The organism is Poseidonocella sp. HB161398 (assembly GCF_005870025.1).
Classification (GTDB): Bacteria; Pseudomonadota; Alphaproteobacteria; order Rhodobacterales; family Rhodobacteraceae; genus Mangrovicoccus.
Window position 1 is genome coordinate 93,349 of the sequence record NZ_VATA01000003.1, and the last position, 17,723, is coordinate 111,071.

Genomic DNA, 17,723 nt, shown 5'->3' on the forward strand with positions numbered 1-17,723 from the left:
CCGCCGAGGGGAAGGGGGGCAGGGCTGTGTCCTTGCCGCATCAGCGCCGCCTGCGGCCATGGCGTCATGGATCTGTGACCGAATCCATCGTACGGTTTTCCCGAAACTGACTTTCAGGAAATCCGAACATGCCCGAAGATCTCGCCCCTCCCGCTGCCGCTCCGGTCCTGGCTCCGAATGTCTACGATGCGGAACCGATCCCCGAGGCGGCGCGCGCGGCGGTCGAGGCGCTGCTGAGTTCGGGCGATCTCTTCCGCTACACCGCCGCCTCGGATTCGCCGGTGGCGCTGCTCGAACGCGACTTCGCCGAGATGATGGGCGCGAAATACGCGCTGGCCGTGGCCTCCTGCTCGGCGGCGCTCTTCCTGTCGATGAAGGCGCTCGGCCTGCCGCGGGGCGCCAAGGTGCTGATCCCGGCCTTCACCTTCGCCGCCGTGCCCTCGGCCGTCATCCATGCCGATTGCGAGCCGGTCCTGGTCGAAGTCGGCGCCAACTACCGCATCGACATGGAGGATTTCGCCGCGAAATTCACCGGCGACATCGCCTGCGTGCTGATCTCGCACATGCGCGGCCACACCTCGGACATGGACGCGATCCTGGAGATGGCCGAGGCGCGCGGCGTGCCGGTGATCGAGGATGCGGCGCATTCGCTCGGCACGCTCTGGCACGGGAAGAAGATCGGCACGCTGGGCAAGGTCGGCTGCTTCTCCTTCCAGTCCTACAAGCTCCTGAACGCGGGCGAGGGCGGCATGCTCGTCACCGATGACGAGGAGGTCATCGCCCGCGCCGTCATCATGTCGGGCGCCTATGAACACAACTGGGCCAAGCACGGGCTGGTGGCCGAGATCGTGGCGGAGTGGCAGAACCGGCTGCCGCTCTACAATACCCGGCTGAACAATCTCTCGGCGGCGATCGTGCGGCCGCAGCTCGCCGAGCTGCCGCGGCGGGTGCGCGACGGGCTCAGGAACCACGACTACGTGGCGGAGCGGCTGAACCGCTCGCCCTGGCTCGCGGTGCCGCCCTGCCTGGCGCCCGAAACCCGGGCGCCGGATTCGCTGCAATTCACGCTGAAGGGCATGTCCGCGGACCAGGCCCGCGCCTTCATGGCGGCGGCAAAGGCGCGCGGCGTCTCGGTGCAGGTCTTCGGCCTTTCCGAGGACAATGCCCGCGCCTTCTGGAACTGGCGCTTCCTCGGCGCGCTGCAGGATCTGCCGAAGACCAGGGCGATGCTGATGTCGGCCTGCGACACGCGGCTGCCCGCGCGGCTGACCCTGCCCGAGCTTGACGTGATCGCCGAGGCGCTCCTCGCCGCGGCCGAAGACGTCATGGCCTGAGCCGCAGGGCCGCGGCCAGGCCCTGACCGCCCCCGGCCCTGAGCCGGGGGCTCCCCGCCGCCGGAGCGCCGATCCGGGGCCCAGGCGGTGCCGCGGCCAGCCGGGACCGCCCGCGGATGGCGGCCCTTCGGCGATCGCGCCGACGGTCAGCCCGAAGGCCCGGCGACCGCCCCGAGGTCCCGCGGCCGCTTCCCTCCACCGCGCGCCACCGTCCTTGTTCCGCCCGAAGGAACCGGCGCCGGTTCAAACGCTCCCCCGCGGTTCTCCAATGCGAAATGCTCTGCGACGTCCCCCGCAGCGGATCGGCTTCGCCGCCGGCCGGTCCGGTGACGGCTGTCACCTCCGGACCGGCAGCTGCCGCGCCTTCGACCAGGGCCTGCGCGCGCGCCGTTGCCGCCCCGCCCGTGCGGACGGGGACATGGAGCGTGCCGCAGCGGGACCGTCGGCGCAGCCGTTGCCAGGGAAGGTCACGTCTTCCGGCGGCGAAGAGCGTGACGGCCCGGCCATGCAGGACGGTGCCGGTCCCCCGCCAGCCGTCCGTGCCGCAAGCGTCGTCCGGAAGGTGAAGCAGGGGCACGGGCCGGCAGGAAGCCGGGTGCCATTTCCGCCTTGCCCGGCCTGCCGAAGCGCGCAATCTCTGCTCCGTGCTCCGTGCTCCGTGCTCCGTGCTCCGTGCTCCGTGCTCCGTGCTCCGTGCTCCGTGCTCCGTGCTCCGTGCTCCGTGCTCCGTGCTCCGGTTCGACGTCCTGCCGGCCGCGGTGTCCGGCTTTTGCGATCCCCGGCGAGGAGCTTGCGGCCATGGCGGCACGTGGTCCGAAACCGGGGAGGGTGGCGCGCGCCGTCCGTTGAAGGACAATCGTCGCCCGGGCAGCCTCCGCTCAGCCGCTCAGCCGCTCAGCCGCTCAGAGGCCCAGCCGACTGTTGCGGCGCAGCTTCTCCATCGTTTCGCGCTCGCTGCGGACGCGCCGCCGGGATTCGGCGCCCAGCAGCGCCAAGAGCCCGCTGGAGAGAGCGAAGATGGCCAGGCCGAGGACGGTCGCGACGGGGCCGGTCCCGATCTGCACCAGCGCCGCCAAGTTCGCGGCGACGACCGCCAGGGAGCAGAGCAGGAGCCGCAGGGACGTGGCCGTGGCAAAGCGCCAGAGCCGCGTCGCCTCGGTCCGCGCGCGCAGCGCGGCCAGGAGGTGGAAGATCGAGAACATGCGGGGCGCGCCTCCCTCGGTTGCGGCCCGGTCCGCAGGCGGCCGGGCCGCGGGTGCTAGCCGGCCAGGGCCTGGCGGTAGAAATCGCCGATCCACTCGGCCGCGCGGGCGCTGTCGACGGGCTCCGCCGCCGCGGCCTCGGCCTCGGCCACCTGGCCCGGGGCGAAGATGCCCGCGTCGCGGCGCAGGTCCACCAGACCCAGCAGGCAGGCATTGGTCATCTCGGGATGGGTCTGCAGCGTCAGCACCCGGTCGCCGATCCGCATCGCGCCGACCGGCACGTCCTCGCCGGTGGCGATCACCCGCGCCCCCTCGGGCAGCTCGACCACCTGGTCGCCGTGCCAGGCATTCAGCGCCAGCGGTCCCAGCCCCTCGACCTCGTAGCTCTGCCGCCCGATCTTGATGCCGCCGGGATGCTTGACGACCTTGCCGCCGAAGGCCTGGGCGATGATCTGGTGGCCGAAGCAGATGCCGACCAGCGGCTTCTGCGCCGCGCGGATCTCGCGCAGGAAGGCCTCGAGCCGCGGGATGAAGGCGTGGTCCTCGTAGGCGCCCAGCGGCGAGCCGGTCACCAGCCAGCCGTCGCAGGCGTCGGCGCTCTCGGGGAATTCGCCGTCGATCACCGCCCAGACAGGCATGTCGAAGCCCTGCGGGCCGAGGAAGTCGCGGAACCACTCGGTATAGGTCCCGTGGGCGGTTTCGATGCTCTCGGCCACATGGCCGCATTTGAGGATCCCGATGCGCGGGCGGGAGGGGGTCATGGAAGCACTCCGAAGGTCAGACGGCATCCATCAGGGCCATCACCGTCTCGGCGGCGGTAAATTTCGCCATCTGGTGCTGTTCCTGACGTTTCACCGCCGACATAGTCTCGATCAGCTCGGCAGGGAAGATCCGCGCCATCCGGGGCGAGCCGGAAAACCGCTCGATCGCGCCGTCCCAGTCCATCGGGAACTGCAGCACCCGCTGGTCATAGGCCGATCCGATCACCGGCTCGGGCGGGGCCAGCCCGTCCTCGATCCCGGCAATGCCGCCGCCGAGGATCGCGCCCATCACCAGGTAGGGATTGGTGTCGGCGCCCGCCGCGCGGTGCTCGATCCGCCGCTCCGCCGGGTCGCCCGCGGGAATGCGCAGCGCGCAGGAGCGGTTCTCGTAGCCCCAGCTCGCCGAGGTCGGCGCCAGGCTGTCGGGGGCGAAACGGGCATAGCTGCCCTCGTGCGGCGCGAAAAGCAGCGTGGCGCCCGGCAGGCAGGACAGTCCGCCCGCCACCGCCTGGCGCATCACCGAGGAGCCCGCCTGCAGCCCGTTGTCGAAGATGTTCCCCTGCGGGCTCTCCGCCCAGTAGGAGATGTGCAGCCCGTTGCCCGGCTGCTCCTCGAAGGGCTTCGCCAGGAAGCAGGCGGCCATGTCATGGGCGCGCGCGGTGCCGCGGATCAGCGCCTTGAGCAGCCACAGGTCGTCGGCGGCGCGCATCGCGGGCACGGCGGCGAGGCTCAGGCGGAACTGCGCCAGCCCCGCGCCCGAGACCGTCTCGTCGAGCTCGATGCCCATCGCCTCGGCGCCGAAATAGAGATCGTCGAAGAAGGCGGCGAAAGCGTCGAGCTGGGCGACGCTGCCGGCCTGGGAGGCGCGCAGCGGGCGGCCCGAGTCGGGGGCATTGGCAGGGGCGGGCATCGCGCCGGTATCGTCGACCAGCATCACCTCGATCGAGGGGGCGGCCTTCACCTTCCAGCCGCGGCGGTTCCAGCGCGAGATCACCTTGGAGAGCGCGTGGCGCGGGCAGGTCGGGCTGGGCCTTCCCTCGTCGGTGAACATCCACATCGGGATCAGCGTCGAGGGCTGCACCAGCCAGGGCATCGGCACCGGCCCGCGGTCGGTCACTCGCATCTGCCCGTCGCCATCGGCGGGTCCGGCCAGCGCGGCATGGCCCAGTACGTCAAGCGACAGCGTCGAGAGCGGCATGCGCAGCCCGGTGAATTCGATCCTGGGGGCGGCGGAGCCCGGCAGGCGCTTGCCGCGCATCTGCCCGTTGAGGTCGGCGCAGGCGACGCGGAGCGAGGCGGTCTCGATCTCCATCTCAGCGCACCAGCTGGGGCCGGATGCGCAGCCTTGGGCGGCTGGCCGGGGCGAGATGGCGGTTGAGGCGGCGGTTCACCAGCCCGAAGCCGGTGATGACGCAGAGGGTCAGGATCACGAAATACCCCGCGACGATGGGATAGGGGACGAAAGGGTTGAAGGTCTTGTCGGCAAAGTAGTTGGCATAGTAGAGCGCGTCGCCCTGCTGCTGCCAGGCCGGGAAGCCCGAGAAGAAGACCAGCGTGGTGGCGTGGAAGAGGAAGATCGCCTCGTTGGTGTAGGCGGGCCAGCCCAGCCGCAGCATGGTCGGGAAGGTCACCCGGCGGAATTTCTGCCAGGGCGTCATGCCGTAGGCCTCCGCCGCCTCCAGGTCGCCCTTCGGGATCGAGCGCAGCGCGCCGAAGAAGATCTCGGCGGAATAGGCGGAGGTGTTGAGGAAGAGCACGATCAGCGCCCCCGCCCAGGCCTTGGTCAGCCAGCGGGTCTGCGCGGTCAGCTCGACGAACCCCAGGTTGATCTCGATGCCGTTGCGCGGCAGCAGCACGAAGGCCTGGTAGGCGATGAAGAACTGGATGAAGAGCGGGCTGCCGCGGAAGACGAAGATGAACCACTCGGCGGGCTTGCGCAGCAGCAGGCTGTCCGAGGATTTCCCCATCGCCAGCGCGGTGGCGAACCAGAAGCCGAAGAACAGCGCCATCAGCCCGAAATAGACGTTCCAGACCAGCCCCGAGCCGATCAGCACGAACTGGTCGCAGAGCGTGAAATCCGAGCGCGGCAGCAGCCGTTCGCCCAGCCCGATGGAGCGCAGCCCGTAGGCCTCTATGGTCTCCATGCAGCTCATGCCGCCGCCTTTCTCATCTTCTCGCCCGCCGCCGTGGCCTGGCCGTGGCTGAGCCGGGCCGAGAGCCGCGCGAAGACGCGTTCCGACACCGAGGTCAGCGCCAGGTAGAAGACCAGCAGCCCCAGGAAGTACCACAGCCGCCAGTCGGGATGCGGATAGGCGAAGGTCGAGGTCTTGGACCCGCCGAGCTCGCGCGCCCAGTAGACGATGTCCTCGACGCCCAGCAGGAACAGCAGCGGCGTCGCCTTGACGAGGATCTGCCACAGGTTCGACAGGCCGGGCAGGGCATAGACCCACATCTGCGGCACCATGATCCGCCAGAAGGCCTGGGAATGGCTCATGCCGTAGGCCTCGGCGGTTTCCATCTGCGCGCGCGGCACGGCCTTCATCGCGCCGGCCAGCACATTGGCGGCGAAGGCGCCGAAGACGATGGCGAAGGCCAGCACGGCCAGCGCGAAGCCGTAGCTCTCATGCACCCATTGCGGCGCCGAGCTCTGCGGCAGCTTGGCGGCCGAGCAGACCACGAAATCGCTGCCCTGGCGGATCGGCTGGTCCCAGTCGGGGCATTTCACCTTGTGGCGCAGCCATTCGAATCCCTGGTCGAGCGCGATCGGTACGAAGAGGAAGAAGATGATGTCGGGAATGCCCCGGACCATCGAGGTATAGGCCAGTCCGAGCCAGCGCACCGGCGCGATCCGCGCGCGCGAGGCCATGGCGCCGAGGAAGCCGAAGGCCAGCGCCGCGGGCGCGGTCACGGCCAGGAGGAGCAGCACGGTGCCGAAGGACCAGTAGAAGGCGATCTGCTTGCCCGTCGTCAGGTAGCAGGCCATCCATTGCAGGTCTTCGAGCGCGGAGGGATCGGAGCAGAATTCGAACATGGCTCACGGGCGCCCGGACATGCCGGGCGCCGCCGGGTCTCAGAAATCGGTGTCGATGCCGGGGAACCATTTCTCCAGGAGCTCGGCCATCTTGCCGTCCTCCTTCATGGAGGTCAGCGCCGCGTCGATCTTCTCCTTCAGCTCGGTGTCGCTCTCGCGCATGCCGATGCCCATGCCCTTGCCCAGCACGATGTCCTCGCCGATGAAGCTCAGGTCCGGGTCCTCGTCGACGATCGGCGTCAGGAAGGCCTTGTCGGCCAGGATCGCGTCGACCTCGCCGTTGCGCACGGCGGCCACCGCCTCGTCGGGGGTGGCGAATTCGACCAGCGTCGCGCCGGTCTCGGCGACATGGCTCGACTGGATCGTGCCGGTCTGCGCCGCGACCACGGCGGTCGTCACGTCGACATCGCCCATCGCGGCATAGGCGGAGGGGTCGGCCGGGAAATACGGGATGGAGAAGTCGATGACCGCGTCGCGCTCGTCGGTGATCGACATGCCCGCGGCGATGGTGTCGTAGTTGCCCGAGACCAGGTTCGGGATGATGCTGTCCCAGTCATTGGTGACCCATTCGCAGGTCAGCTCGGCCCGGGCGCAGACCTCGTTGCCGATATCGATGTCGTAGCCGTCCACTTCGTTGGCGTCGTTGATGAAGTTGTACGGAGGATAGGCGCCCTCGGTGCCCATCCGCACCACGTCCTGTGCCAGGGCCGCACCGGCCGTGAAGGCCAGGGCGGCAGCGCCCAGAAGCAGCTTTTTCATGGAAGTCTCCCTGTTGTCGTTACTTTGTCAGGCGGCCGTTGCAGCCAGGAACTGGCGCAGCCGCTCGGATTTCGGATTGGCGAAGAGCGCCTCGGGCGGCCCTTCCTCCTCGATGCGGCCCTTGTGCAGGAACACGACATGGTCCGAGATGTCGCGCGCCATGCGCATGTCATGGGTCACCAGCATCATCGTCCGGCCCTCTGCGGCGAGGTCGCGGATCACCTTGACGACCTCCTGCTCCAGCTCGGGATCGAGCGCAGAGGTCGGTTCGTCGAAAAGCAGCGCCTTGGGCTGCATCGCCAGCGCGCGGGCGATCGCGGCGCGCTGCTGCTGGCCGCCGGACATCTGCGCGGGAAAGACGTCGCACTTGTCGCCGATGCCCACTCGCTCCAGCAGCTGGCGGGCGCGGGCCTCGACCTCGGCGCGGTCCTCGCCCAGCACGGTGACGGGGCATTCCATCACGTTCTGCAGCACGGTCATATGGGCCCAGAGGTTGAACTGCTGGAAGACCATCGACAGGCTGGTGCGCACGCGGCGGACCTGCTTGGCGTCTCCCGGACGGCGCGAGAGCCCGCTGCCGCGCCAGATGATGGGCTCGCCGTCGAAGAAGATCTCGCCCTGCTGGCTGTCCTCGAGCAGGTTGCAGCAGCGCAGGAGCGTCGACTTGCCCGAACCCGAGGAGCCGATCAGCGACACGACATGGCCGCGCTCGGCCCTGATCGACACGCCCTTGAGCACCTCGAGCGGCCCGTAGGCCTTGTGCAGGTTCCTGATCTCGATGACTGGCGTCTGAGCCAAGCGAAGTCCCCCAATGGTCTGCGAATATTTACGTCAGCCTTAACGGCGGAGCGCAAGGGCTTGCGTGGCGACAGAGGCGGAAATTCCGGGCATGTGCCCGTCTGGCGGGCACATGCGGTCCCGGCGGCGGACCCGTCCCGGAGGTCTCCGGCGCGGCTTCCGCAGCGGAAGGGCGGGCGGGCGCCGCAAGTCCGCCGGCGATCGACGGCAGGGCGGCATCGGCCGCGGCGTCGCAGATCGGTCCGGTCCGCAGGCAAGCCCCGCGGTTCAAGCCGGAACGACAGGCGCTCCCTTCCCGGGGCGCCCGCCATTGGAGACGGTCAGAGCCTAGCAGGATGCTGAAAAAGTCCCTTCGGCCGTGGAGATTGGCAGTAGAACTGGGAAAATGGTCCTGAGGGCGGCCCGATCTGCGTAAATCAGGGAGCGGCCCTGACCATCTCCGGAACGATTTCCTCTACGACGACATGCTGAAATCCATCTTCAGCATCCTGCTAGGACGCCTTGCCCCCGGCATGCAGCAGAGCCGCGCTGGCCTGCACCCTCAGGCAGATCGCGCAAATCTTGTTGGCCAGGAAAGGGATGCCGGGAGTCCCGAAGGCGCCCGGCGCCGCATCGGCCCGGCGAGGGGCGCGGAGGAAACGGAGCTCCGGTCGCGCGCGTCCTCTGCCGAACCGGCAGGGTGCCCGTCCTGCAAATGACGCCGACTGCCCTGCATCTGTCCCGGAGCGTCAGGACGTGTCTTCGAGAGTAGGGGGCCTGACGTCGGGACGGCCGCGCATCACGCCGCTCCGGCTGCCGCTGCGGAACCCGGCCTGCAGGCCCGCCGCGTGGCGCGCGAGGGCAAATGGGAAAGACAGTCCGGCCAGCGCGTCCTCATGGAAGAGTCGCGAGAATGGGCGTTGCATCCGGACCGCGGGCCTCGCCGCCGGGCGCTGGCCGGATTGCTGTTCGCTGCCCCTGGGGGCAGGGCCTCAGAGGCGGCGTTCGACCCTCTGGCGGGCCAGCGCGCTGTCGCGGTCGTTCACGCCGAGGAAATTCGCCACCATCCGCAGGAGCGAATCCTCCTCGTCGTCGCGGGCGCCATCGGCCAGAACGACTTCCCAGAGCTGCTCCATCACCGACTGGCGGTCCTCGTAGGCGACCGCGTCCTTGATCGCGCGGGTGAAGCGCACCGTGTCGGGGGCCTGCGATTCCAGCTCCTCGGCGTCGCGGCGCAGCTTGGCGGCCTCGAACGGGCCGATGCCGTATTGCCTTGCCAGCACCTTGTCGATGCGGGCGATCTCCACCTCGGCATAGTCGCCGTCGGACCGGGCCACGCGCACAAGCAGCGCGGCCAGCGCCAGGCGGGCATCGGGTTCCGGCAGGCGCGTCGGCGCCGGATCGAGCAGGGTCTTGAGCAAATCTCCGAACATGACCTGCATTTAGGCCGAGTTCCGCGCCGCGCCAAGACACTTTTCGGCGACAGGGCGGCTCAGGCCGCGGCGGCGCGGCGCAGGAGCCGCTCCATCTGCGCGCCACCGGGGGCGCCGATTACCAGCGTCCGGCCGATCGCGAGGGTGGGGGTGCCTGGGATCGCGAAGAGCCGCGCCAGCCCGCGCGCCCGGTCGAGCGCGGCCTCTACCTCCGGTCCCTCCATCTGGGCGGCCATCTGCGCGGCATCGATCCCGGCCGCGGCGGCGAAGTCGCGCAGATAGGCGGGCGAGGGGCGGAAGCGGCTCTGCATCAGCCGCTCGTGCACCTCCAGATAGGCGCCCTGCAGCCCGGCGGCCAGCGCGGCGCGGGCGGCGCTCTCGCTGGTCGGGCCGAGAAGCGGCAGCTCGTGCCAGGCGACCGTGACGCGTTCCGTCCGGTTCCGCGCCCAGTCGAGGAGCTGCGGGCTGATCTGGCGGCAATTGGGGCAGTTCACGTCGGTGAAGACCGCGACCGGCACGGTGCCGGGCCGGACCGGCCCGAAGAGCGCGGCCTCGAGGTCCTGCCGCAGCCCGGGCGCGGCATGGCCGGCCGTGCCGCCGATCCCGGCGAGGGCGGGGGGCAGGCTGATCTCGCCAAGCTCGATGCGGGCGAAGCCGGGCAGACCGGGCACCGGCGCGGCCGCGGGCAGCGGCGCGGCAAAGCGCAGGAGCCGCGGCAGCCCCAGCACGAAAGCCGCGGCACCGCCGGCGATCAGAAGGGAACGTCGCGTCACGGCCATGCCCCGTCCTGCCATGCGCGCGTCGGGAATGCCATGCTTGCCAGCCGCCCGCCCGCGGGCGTATTCCCTAGAGTAAATTTCTGATTAAGCTTTGATCAAGCGATGTTCCGGTCATTCGGGAGGAGTGGCATGCAGATTCTCGAAGGGGCGCTGGCCTTTTCCGTCGTGATGATCATCCTGGCGACCATCGTCAGCGGGCTGACCGAGGCCTGGCTGCGCAGCCGCCGGACCCGGCAGGCCTTCCTGGCGCTGGCGCTGGCGCGGATGATCCGGGACGTGGCGGCGGGCGCGGTGCCGCGGCTGGCGGTGGCGAAACGCGGCGAGCGGGACAGCTGGATCCCCTATCTGGTCGACGAGCTGACCTTCAATCCGGTCTACGGCTCGCTGGACGAGCTGCGCCGCGCGAAGGGCGGGCTGGCGCGGATCGGGCAATGGTTCGCCGACCTCCTGCCGGTCAGCCATTACGCGATCCTGCTCGACAGCCAGCCGGCCGCGGCGCCGTCGGCCGATGACGCCAAGCTGAGGCTGCGCAACGCGATGCGCGTGGACACGCTGAGCCCGCGCGGCTTCGCCGAACGCTTCGCGCGGCTCGACGCCTATGGCAGCCAGCTCGCCACGGCCGCGCAATGGGAGGTCCTGGTGGAGACCTATGCCCGCTACCGGCTGCTCAGCCAGGAGCGCTACCGCAAGAAGGCGCAGGCGGTCTCGATCCTGCTGGCCTTCCTGGTCGCGCTGGTTTTCAACATCGATGCCGGGCGGATCTTCGTTCATGTGATGACGGATCGCAGCGCCCGCGAGGCGCTGATCGGCGCCTCGCCGGACATCCTGGCGAGCCTTGCCGAGAAGGAGGCCGCGCTGGCCGCCGCGCGGGATGGCGGCGCGCCCGAGGCCGAGATCCGCCAGGCAGAGACCGACCTGGCGGAGCTGCGCCGGGCGGTGGACGAGAATTTCCGGCTGCTGACCGAAGAGGCCGGGCTGCCGATCGGCTTCACCTACTATCCGCATTGCCTGATCGCGCCGGAGATCAACATGATCCAGCAGCAGATCTCGGTGGATGGCGGCGCCGCGGGCCCGCCGGACCTGTCCTGCGCCCCGGGAGAGCTGCGCGAGCCCTGGTGGTCGGGCCTGCCGATCTGGTTCGTCAATGTGGCGATCTCGGGCTTCCTGATCGGGCTGGGCGGGCCGTTCTGGTACAAGGTGTTCAGCGGCCTGTCGCAGCTGACCCAGGTGCTGAAGAGGGCCGGCGGCGGCCAGAGCTCCGGATCGGAGACCTATACCGATCTTGCCCGGGGCGAGGACGAGAAGCCGAAACCCTCGGACGAGATCGAGGCGGCGGTGAAGGCGGCCTGCGCGATCCGCGGCATTTTCCGGCCGGAGCCCGCCGCGGCGGCGCCGGCTGCGGCCCCCGGCGACCTGGGGCAAGCCTGACGCCGCGCGGTGGCCCCGGCTCGTCCGCTTCGGGCGTCGGCTGCGGGTGTGGATATGTACGGCGGTTTCGCTGTCCCCTGCGCTGGTCTTCCTGCAGGCCATGCGCCAGCAGGATCGGCGTTCCGAGGGGGTGTGTCTCGATTTCGTGGATGTTGCTCCGGTCAAGGACCTCTCTGCCCGCCAGCGCTGCACGGCGCCTTCCGCGACGCGACTGGCGGCGCAGTCTCTGGGGCGGCTTCCTGCAAGAGATCGATGCGCTCGACGGCTGCACCGAGGAGCAGGATCCCGACGGCGGCGCAGTGAAGCTTCAACGCGAGATGGTCCCGCGCGACGGCGCATGACGGTCCTCGGGACTGAGTGCCGGTGCGGGCAATGCCCGGGCGGGGCGACTGCAATGGCCGGACCTCTCCCGGCGGGCGGGACTGCGCAGGCAATACGGCGATCCCGCTGACCGCGGTCAGCGACGGGGCCGAGCTGCGGCGGCGGAGTTGCGCGTCAGAGCCAGATGGTGCGGCGCGCGGGCGCGCGTTGGACCGTCGCGGCTGGAGAGGCCCGCGCGGGGCCCTGCAGAAGCGGAGCTTATCCCGGCGGGCGGGGCCGCTCCGGCCATTGAGCGACTTCGCCGAGTGCGGGCGCCGCCGGGGAGAGGGGAGATCGCGGTGCTGCAGCGCTGCCCTGTCATCGCCCGGATTCGGACGGGGGCGGCCGCGCTTCCCGCGGAGCCGCAAACGGTGCGGAACTGGCCGGATGCCGGAGGTCGTGTCCTGGCGCCGTTCTAGCCCCGATGATCGCAAGCGGAGGCGACCGGGCCGCTGGTCTCTCTCCAGATCATGGGGACTTGGAGGATTTTCGCCGTCTGGCAGGGCGACCGGACCGGCATGTGCGATCATGCGGGCGGCCTGCCGGTTGCCCGGCCGCAGGCGGAGCGGCCGGATCGCATTTGCCGCGAAGGCCAGGGACCGGCTGCCGGGCCTGTGCCGCGGGCCTGTCCCCGGGAAACGGCGCTGCTCAGACGAGCCGCGACAGGTCCTTGGCGGCGCGGACGAAGTCGCGGAAGAGGGGGTGGGGCAGGAAGGGCTTGGATTTCAGCTCCGGGTGGAACTGCACGCCGATGAACCACGGATGGTCCTTCACCTCGACGATCTCCGGCAGGCGGCCGTCCGGCGACACGCCCGAGAAGATCAGCCCGCGCTCTTCGAGCTGCTTGCGGTAGGTCATGTCCACCTCGTAGCGGTGGCGGTGGCGCTCTTCGATGACGGTGTCGCCATAGACCTCGGCCACGCGGCTGCCCTCGTTGAGATAGGCGGTATAGGCGCCCAGCCGCATCGTGCCGCCCTTGGCGTCGGACTTCTTGCGCTCGACCTTGTGGTTGCCCTGGACCCATTCCTTGAGGTGGTAGACGACCGGGGTGAAGCGCTTCTTGCCCTTCTCGTCGTCGAATTCCTCGGAACCGGCATTCTCCATGTCGGCGAGATGGCGCGCCGCCTCGATCACCGCCATCTGCATGCCGAGGCAGATGCCCAGATAGGGGATGTTGCGGGTGCGGGCGAATTCCGCCGCCTTGATCTTGCCCTCGGTGCCGCGCTCGCCGAAGCCGCCCGGGACCAGGATGCCGTGGAAGCCCTGCAGATGCGCCGCCGCGTCGTCCTTCTCGAAGACCTCGGCGTCGAGCCATTCGGTGCGGACCTTGACCCGGTTGGCCATGCCGCCATGGGTCAGCGCCTCGGAGACGGATTTGTAGGCGTCTTCCAGCTGGGTGTACTTGCCGACGATGGCGATGCGGACCTCGCCGTCGGTGTTGTGCACGCGGTCCGAGACGTCCTGCCACTTGGTCAGCACCGGGCGCGGCGCGGGCGAGATCTGGAACGCGTCCAGCACCGCCTGGTCGAGGCCCTCGGCATGGTAGGCCAGCGGCGCGTCGTAGATCGACTTCAGGTCCTGCGCGGCGATCACCGCCTCGGGGCGCACGTTGCAGAACAGCGCCAGCTTCTCGCGCTCCTTCTGCGGGATCGGGCCCTCGGAGCGGCAGACCAGCACGTCGGGGGCGATGCCGATGGAGCGCAGCTCCTTCACCGAGTGCTGGGTCGGCTTGGTCTTCAGCTCGCCGGAGGCGGCGATGTAGGGCAGCAGCGTCAGGTGCACGAAGATGCACTGGCCGCGCGGGCGGTCCTGGCCGAACTGGCGGATCGCCTCGAAGAAGGGCAGGCCCTCGATATCGCCGACCGTGCCGCCGATCTCGCAGAGCATGAAGTCGACCTCGCCCTCGCCGATCGAGAGGAAGTCCTTGATCTCGTTGGTGACGTGCGGGATCACCTGGATCGTCTTGCCGAGGTAGTCGCCGCGGCGCTCCTTCTCGAGCACGTTCGAGTAGATGCGGCCCGAGGAGACGGAATCGGTCTTGCGCGCGGCGACGCCCGTGAAGCGCTCGTAATGGCCGAGATCGAGATCGGTCTCGGCGCCGTCATCCGTGACGAAGACCTCGCCATGCTCGAAAGGGGACATCGTGCCCGGATCGACGTTCAGGTAGGGGTCGAGCTTGCGCAGGCGGACGGTGAAGCCCCGGGCCTGCAGAAGCGCGCCGAGCGCGGCCGAGGCGAGGCCTTTGCCCAGAGAGGACACCACACCGCCGGTGATGAAGATATAGCGCGTCATGTTGCTCGGAACCCCCGTGATGTCGGCCGAAAATAGGTTGGCTGCGAAACCTGACCACGGGATTAGACCCATATAGGATTCGCAGTGATCCCGCAACATGCTGTTGCGGGATGTACAGATTTTACAAGAGCTTGTGGCTGTTCGGTTATTCGGCGCGCGGCGGTGCGACCGGCTCGGAATTGGCCGAGGGCGGCGGCAGCAGATCCCCGCCCGGCAGCGCCGGCTCGGAGGTGCCGGAGCCCGTTGCCGGGGCCGTGACCGGCGCGTCCTGCAGGCGGTCCAGCACCGAGCTGCCCGAGGAACTCTGCGCGGCGATGATCGTCAGCGCGATCGAGGTGGCGATGAAGGCCGCGGCGAATCCCCAGGTCAGCTTGGTCAGCGCGGTGGCCGCGCCCCGGCTCGACATCACGCCGCTCCCGCCGCCGATCCCGAGGCCGCCGCCCTCGGACCGTTGCAGCAGCACAACGCCGATGAGGCAGAGGGCGAGGATCAGGTGGATGATGAGTAGGACGTTTTGCATGCGTGGGACCTGGTGTTCGGATCGCGGCCTAACTAGTGCCCGCGGCCCCGGGACGCAACCCTTTGCATCGCGAACTCCGCAGACAAGCCCGCCGGGGGCGCGTTCAGGCCCCCAGCGCCTGCGCGTGATAGGGGTGGCGCTGGCGGCAGAGATCCAGGTTCGCCCGGACATAGGCATAGAAGGGATCCTGCGCGGCGTCGCTGATCTCGTCGCTGACCGCGCGGGCGCGGGCGGGATCGGGGGCGGAGGCGATCATCGTCGAGACGGCCTTCTGCATGCCCGCCTGGCCGGACTGGAACCCGTCAGGATCGTTCAGCGCGCGTCCCGTGGCCAGCACCACCGCGCAGGCGCCGTAATCCTCCGAGCTCAGCGCCGGATAGGTCAGCAGCGGCGGCACGCCGGTCGCCGCGGCCGCGGCAGGGACGGGGGCGGCGCCCTGGGACAGGGGCGCGGCGGTCACCGGCTGGGCGATCGAGACCGTGCCCGGCGCCAGGTCGGGCCCGGCCAGGTGCTCGGGCATGTTGCAGGCCGGCAGGAGGAGGAAGACGAGCGGCAGGGCGCGGCGTGCGGGGCGCAGGAGGGCGGCGGTCATGGCGATTCCCCGGAAAAGGCAATTGAGGCAGATTTTCCGCCCCTTCCCATGTCCCGGCGGCCCGGGCAAGGCGCCGGGGGGCGGCTGCGGTCCGGAAACTTCGCCAACCGGGCCGGCTGCCGATAGTTTTTGCGGTTTCGTCCCGCGCGGGCATTGGCTATTCACGCCGCGGACTGAATGGAGAGAACCATGGCCAATGTCGTCGTCGTCGGTGCCCAGTGGGGCGATGAGGGTAAGGGGAAGATCGTTGACTGGCTCTCCGAGCGGGCCGACGTCATCGCGCGATTCCAGGGGGGCCACAATGCCGGCCACACGCTGGTCATCGGCAACCAGGTCTACAAGCTGAACGCGCTGCCCTCGGGCGTGGTGCGCGGCGGCAAGCTTTCCGTCATCGGCAACGGCGTCGTGCTCGACCCCTGGCACCTGGTGACCGAGATCGCCAAGATCCGCGAGCAGGGCGTCGACATCTCCCCCGAGACGCTGATGATCGCCGAGAACACCCCGCTGATCCTGCCCTTCCATGGCGAGCTGGACCGCGCGCGCGAGGAAGCGGCGTCGAAGGGCACCAAGATCGGCACGACCGGCCGCGGCATCGGCCCGGCCTACGAGGACAAGGTCGGCCGCCGCTGCGTGCGCGTCGCGGATCTGGCCGACGAGGCGACGCTGATCGCCCGGGTCGACCGCGCGCTGCAGCATCATGACCCGCTGCGCAAGGGCCTCGGCATCGAGCCGATCGACCGCCTGGCGCTGATCGAGAAGCTGAAGGAGATCGCGCCGCAGATCCTCCCCTATGCCGCGCCGGTCTGGAAAGTGCTGACCGAGAAGCGCAAGGCGGGCAAGCGCATCCTGTTCGAAGGCGCCCAGGGCGCGCTGCTGGACATCGATTTCGGCACCTATCCCTTCGTGACGTCGTCGAACGTGATCGCGGGCCAGGCGGCCACCGGCGTCGGCCTCGGCCCGGGCGCGATCGACTACGTGCTGGGGATCGTGAAGGCCTACACCACCCGCGTGGGCGAGGGCCCGTTCCCGACCGAGCTCGAGGACGAGACCGGCAACCGCCTGGGCACGCGCGGCCATGAATTCGGCACCGTCACCGGGCGCAAGCGCCGCTGCGGCTGGTTCGACGCCGCGCTGGTGCGCCAGACCTGCGCCACCTCGGGCGTCACCGGCATCGCGCTGACCAAGCTCGACGTGCTCGACGGCTTCGACACGCTGAAGATCTGCGTCGGCTACGAGCTGGACGGCGAGACCCTCGACTACCTGCCGACCGCGGCCGAGGCGCAGGCGCGCTGCACGCCGGTCTACGAAGAGCTCGAGGGCTGGAAGGAAAGCACCGAGGGCGCGCGCTCCTGGGCCGACCTGCCGGGGGCCGCGATCAAGTATGTCCGCCGCATCGAAGAGCTGATCGACTGCCCGGTCGCGCTGCTCTCGACCTCGCCCGAGCGCGACGACACGATCCTGGTCACCGACCCCTTCGCCGACTGATCGGCACTGGACTCCGCCGCGCGATGGCCTAGCCTCGGGCGGCGGAACAAGGGAGGACCCCGATGGCGCTTTCCTACAAGGCCCGGCGGCGCTGGTCGCTGGTCGTGCTGCTCCTGGGGCTGCCGGCCTATATCGTCGTGGCGGTCAGCATCGTCGCGCTGTTCGACCGGCCCTCGATCTGGCTGGAGCTCGGCATCTATGTCGGGCTGGGCCTGGCCTGGGCGCTGCCCTTGCGCCGGGTGTTCCGCGGGGTCGGGCAGGCCGATCCGGAGACCGGGCGCGAGTGAGCGGCGCGCTGATCCGCAGCGGTTCGGCCGTCACCCTGGTCGGCGGCGGCCCGGTGGAACCGGAGGAGATCGCCGCCGCGCTGGCGCTGGCGCCCGTGCTGGTCGCGGCCGATGGCGGGGCAGGGGCCGCGCTCGAGGCCGGGCACATGCCGCTTGCCGTGATCGGCGATTTCGATTCGCTCGATGCCGGGGCGATGGCGGCGATCCCGCCCGAGCGGCTGCACCGCGTCGCCGAGCAGGACAGCACCGATTTCCACAAGTGCCTGGCGCGGATCGAGGCGCCGCTGATCCTCGCCGTGGGATTCGCCGGCGGGCGGATGGACCACCTTCTGGCGGTGTTCAACGTCATGGCGCGGCTGCCGAAGCGGCGCGCGCTGGTGCTCGGCCCCGAGGATGCCTGCCTGCTGGCGCCGCCGCGGCTGGCGCTGGATCTCGACCCCGGAACGGCGGTCAGCCTCTTTCCCATGGGCCCGGTCACCGCGCAGAGCCGCGGGCTGAAATGGCCGGTCGACGGGCTCGCCTTCTCCCCTGACGGGCAGAGCGGCACCTCCAACCGCGCCGAGGGCCATGTGCTGATCGAGGCGCATGCGCCGAAGCTCCTGCTGATGCTGCCGCGCACGGCACTTCCGCGGCTGCTCGACGGGCTCGAGGACGCACCCGGCTGGTAACGGGCGATTGGGGGT

17 protein-coding genes are annotated in these 17,723 nt (G+C 69.9%); 5 read left to right on the plus strand and 12 right to left on the minus strand.

Annotated elements, in window-relative coordinates; translation table 11 throughout:
- Positions 1-128: 128 nt before the first annotated feature.
- On the plus strand, positions 129-1,334 hold the full coding sequence (locus FGX59_RS03485) for a DegT/DnrJ/EryC1/StrS aminotransferase family protein (protein WP_138465131.1): 1,206 nt from the start codon (positions 129-131) through the stop codon (positions 1,332-1,334).
- A 902-nt stretch (positions 1,335-2,236) separates the two neighbouring features.
- Here the strand turns inward: FGX59_RS03485 and FGX59_RS03495 are convergent.
- The 9 genes from FGX59_RS03495 to FGX59_RS03535 form a co-directional block, all read right to left on the minus strand.
- Positions 2,237-2,536, minus strand: a complete 300-nt coding sequence (locus FGX59_RS03495) for a hypothetical protein (protein WP_138465133.1) — start codon at positions 2,534-2,536, stop codon at positions 2,237-2,239.
- Between the two features lie 56 nt (positions 2,537-2,592).
- Positions 2,593-3,297: a type 1 glutamine amidotransferase gene (locus FGX59_RS03500; RefSeq protein WP_171060495.1), complete on the minus strand. Its 705-nt coding sequence runs from the start codon at positions 3,295-3,297 to the stop codon at positions 2,593-2,595.
- Positions 3,298-3,313: 16 nt separating this feature from the next.
- Positions 3,314-4,609 (minus strand): glutamine synthetase family protein, encoded by a 1,296-nt coding sequence (locus tag FGX59_RS03505; protein ID WP_138465135.1) that lies wholly within the window; start codon positions 4,607-4,609, stop codon positions 3,314-3,316.
- A 1-nt stretch (position 4,610) separates the two neighbouring features.
- On the minus strand, positions 4,611-5,450 hold the full coding sequence (locus tag FGX59_RS03510; protein WP_138465136.1) for an ABC transporter permease: 840 nt from the start codon (positions 5,448-5,450) through the stop codon (positions 4,611-4,613).
- On the minus strand, positions 5,447-6,328 hold the full coding sequence (locus FGX59_RS03515; RefSeq protein WP_138465137.1) for an ABC transporter permease: 882 nt from the start codon (positions 6,326-6,328) through the stop codon (positions 5,447-5,449). The genes FGX59_RS03510 and FGX59_RS03515 overlap by 4 nt, the downstream gene beginning before the upstream one ends.
- Before the next feature lie 39 nt (positions 6,329-6,367).
- Positions 6,368-7,087: a transporter substrate-binding domain-containing protein gene (locus tag FGX59_RS03520; protein WP_138465138.1), complete on the minus strand. Its 720-nt coding sequence runs from the start codon at positions 7,085-7,087 to the stop codon at positions 6,368-6,370.
- A 27-nt stretch (positions 7,088-7,114) separates the two neighbouring features.
- Entirely contained in the window at positions 7,115-7,885 is a 771-nt protein-coding gene (locus tag FGX59_RS03525; RefSeq protein WP_138465139.1) for an ABC transporter ATP-binding protein, read from the minus strand.
- A 971-nt stretch (positions 7,886-8,856) separates the two neighbouring features.
- Positions 8,857-9,297 (minus strand): TerB family tellurite resistance protein, encoded by a 441-nt coding sequence (locus FGX59_RS03530; protein ID WP_138465140.1) that lies wholly within the window; start codon positions 9,295-9,297, stop codon positions 8,857-8,859.
- Positions 9,298-9,356: 59 nt separating this feature from the next.
- A complete protein-coding gene (locus FGX59_RS03535) occupies positions 9,357-10,070 on the minus strand; it encodes a DsbA family protein (RefSeq protein ID WP_171060496.1) in 714 nt (237 codons plus the stop codon).
- Positions 10,071-10,205: 135 nt separating this feature from the next.
- Between FGX59_RS03535 and FGX59_RS03540 the strand changes: the two genes are divergently transcribed.
- Positions 10,206-11,504, plus strand: coding sequence for a hypothetical protein (locus tag FGX59_RS03540; RefSeq protein WP_138465142.1), 1,299 nt, complete (start codon positions 10,206-10,208; stop codon positions 11,502-11,504).
- Positions 11,505-12,512: 1,008 nt separating this feature from the next.
- Here FGX59_RS03540 and FGX59_RS03545 read toward each other — a convergent pair.
- From FGX59_RS03545 to FGX59_RS03555, 3 genes are all read right to left on the minus strand, one after another.
- A complete protein-coding gene (locus FGX59_RS03545; protein ID WP_138465143.1) occupies positions 12,513-14,156 on the minus strand; it encodes a CTP synthase in 1,644 nt (547 codons plus the stop codon).
- A gap of 145 nt (positions 14,157-14,301) precedes the next feature.
- On the minus strand, positions 14,302-14,676 hold the full coding sequence (gene secG, locus FGX59_RS03550) for a preprotein translocase subunit SecG (RefSeq protein WP_138465144.1): 375 nt from the start codon (positions 14,674-14,676) through the stop codon (positions 14,302-14,304).
- 103 nt (positions 14,677-14,779) lie between these two features.
- Positions 14,780-15,268 carry a hypothetical protein gene (locus FGX59_RS03555; RefSeq protein WP_138465145.1) on the minus strand — a complete coding sequence of 163 codons (489 nt, stop codon included), beginning with the start codon at positions 15,266-15,268 and terminating at the stop codon, positions 14,780-14,782.
- 189 nt (positions 15,269-15,457) lie between these two features.
- Here FGX59_RS03555 and FGX59_RS03560 point away from each other — a divergent pair, with 189 nt between their 5' ends.
- The 3 genes from FGX59_RS03560 (at position 15,458) to FGX59_RS03570 (ending at position 17,708) form a co-directional block, all read left to right on the plus strand.
- Positions 15,458-16,753 (plus strand): adenylosuccinate synthase, encoded by a 1,296-nt coding sequence (locus tag FGX59_RS03560; protein ID WP_138465146.1) that lies wholly within the window; start codon positions 15,458-15,460, stop codon positions 16,751-16,753.
- A gap of 62 nt (positions 16,754-16,815) precedes the next feature.
- Positions 16,816-17,040, plus strand: coding sequence for a DUF2842 domain-containing protein (locus FGX59_RS03565; RefSeq protein ID WP_138465147.1), 225 nt, complete (start codon positions 16,816-16,818; stop codon positions 17,038-17,040).
- Positions 17,037-17,708: a thiamine diphosphokinase gene (locus tag FGX59_RS03570; protein WP_138465148.1), complete on the plus strand. Its 672-nt coding sequence runs from the start codon at positions 17,037-17,039 to the stop codon at positions 17,706-17,708. Before FGX59_RS03565 ends, FGX59_RS03570 begins: the two co-directional genes overlap by 4 nt.
- The last annotated feature ends 15 nt before the right edge of the window (positions 17,709-17,723 follow it).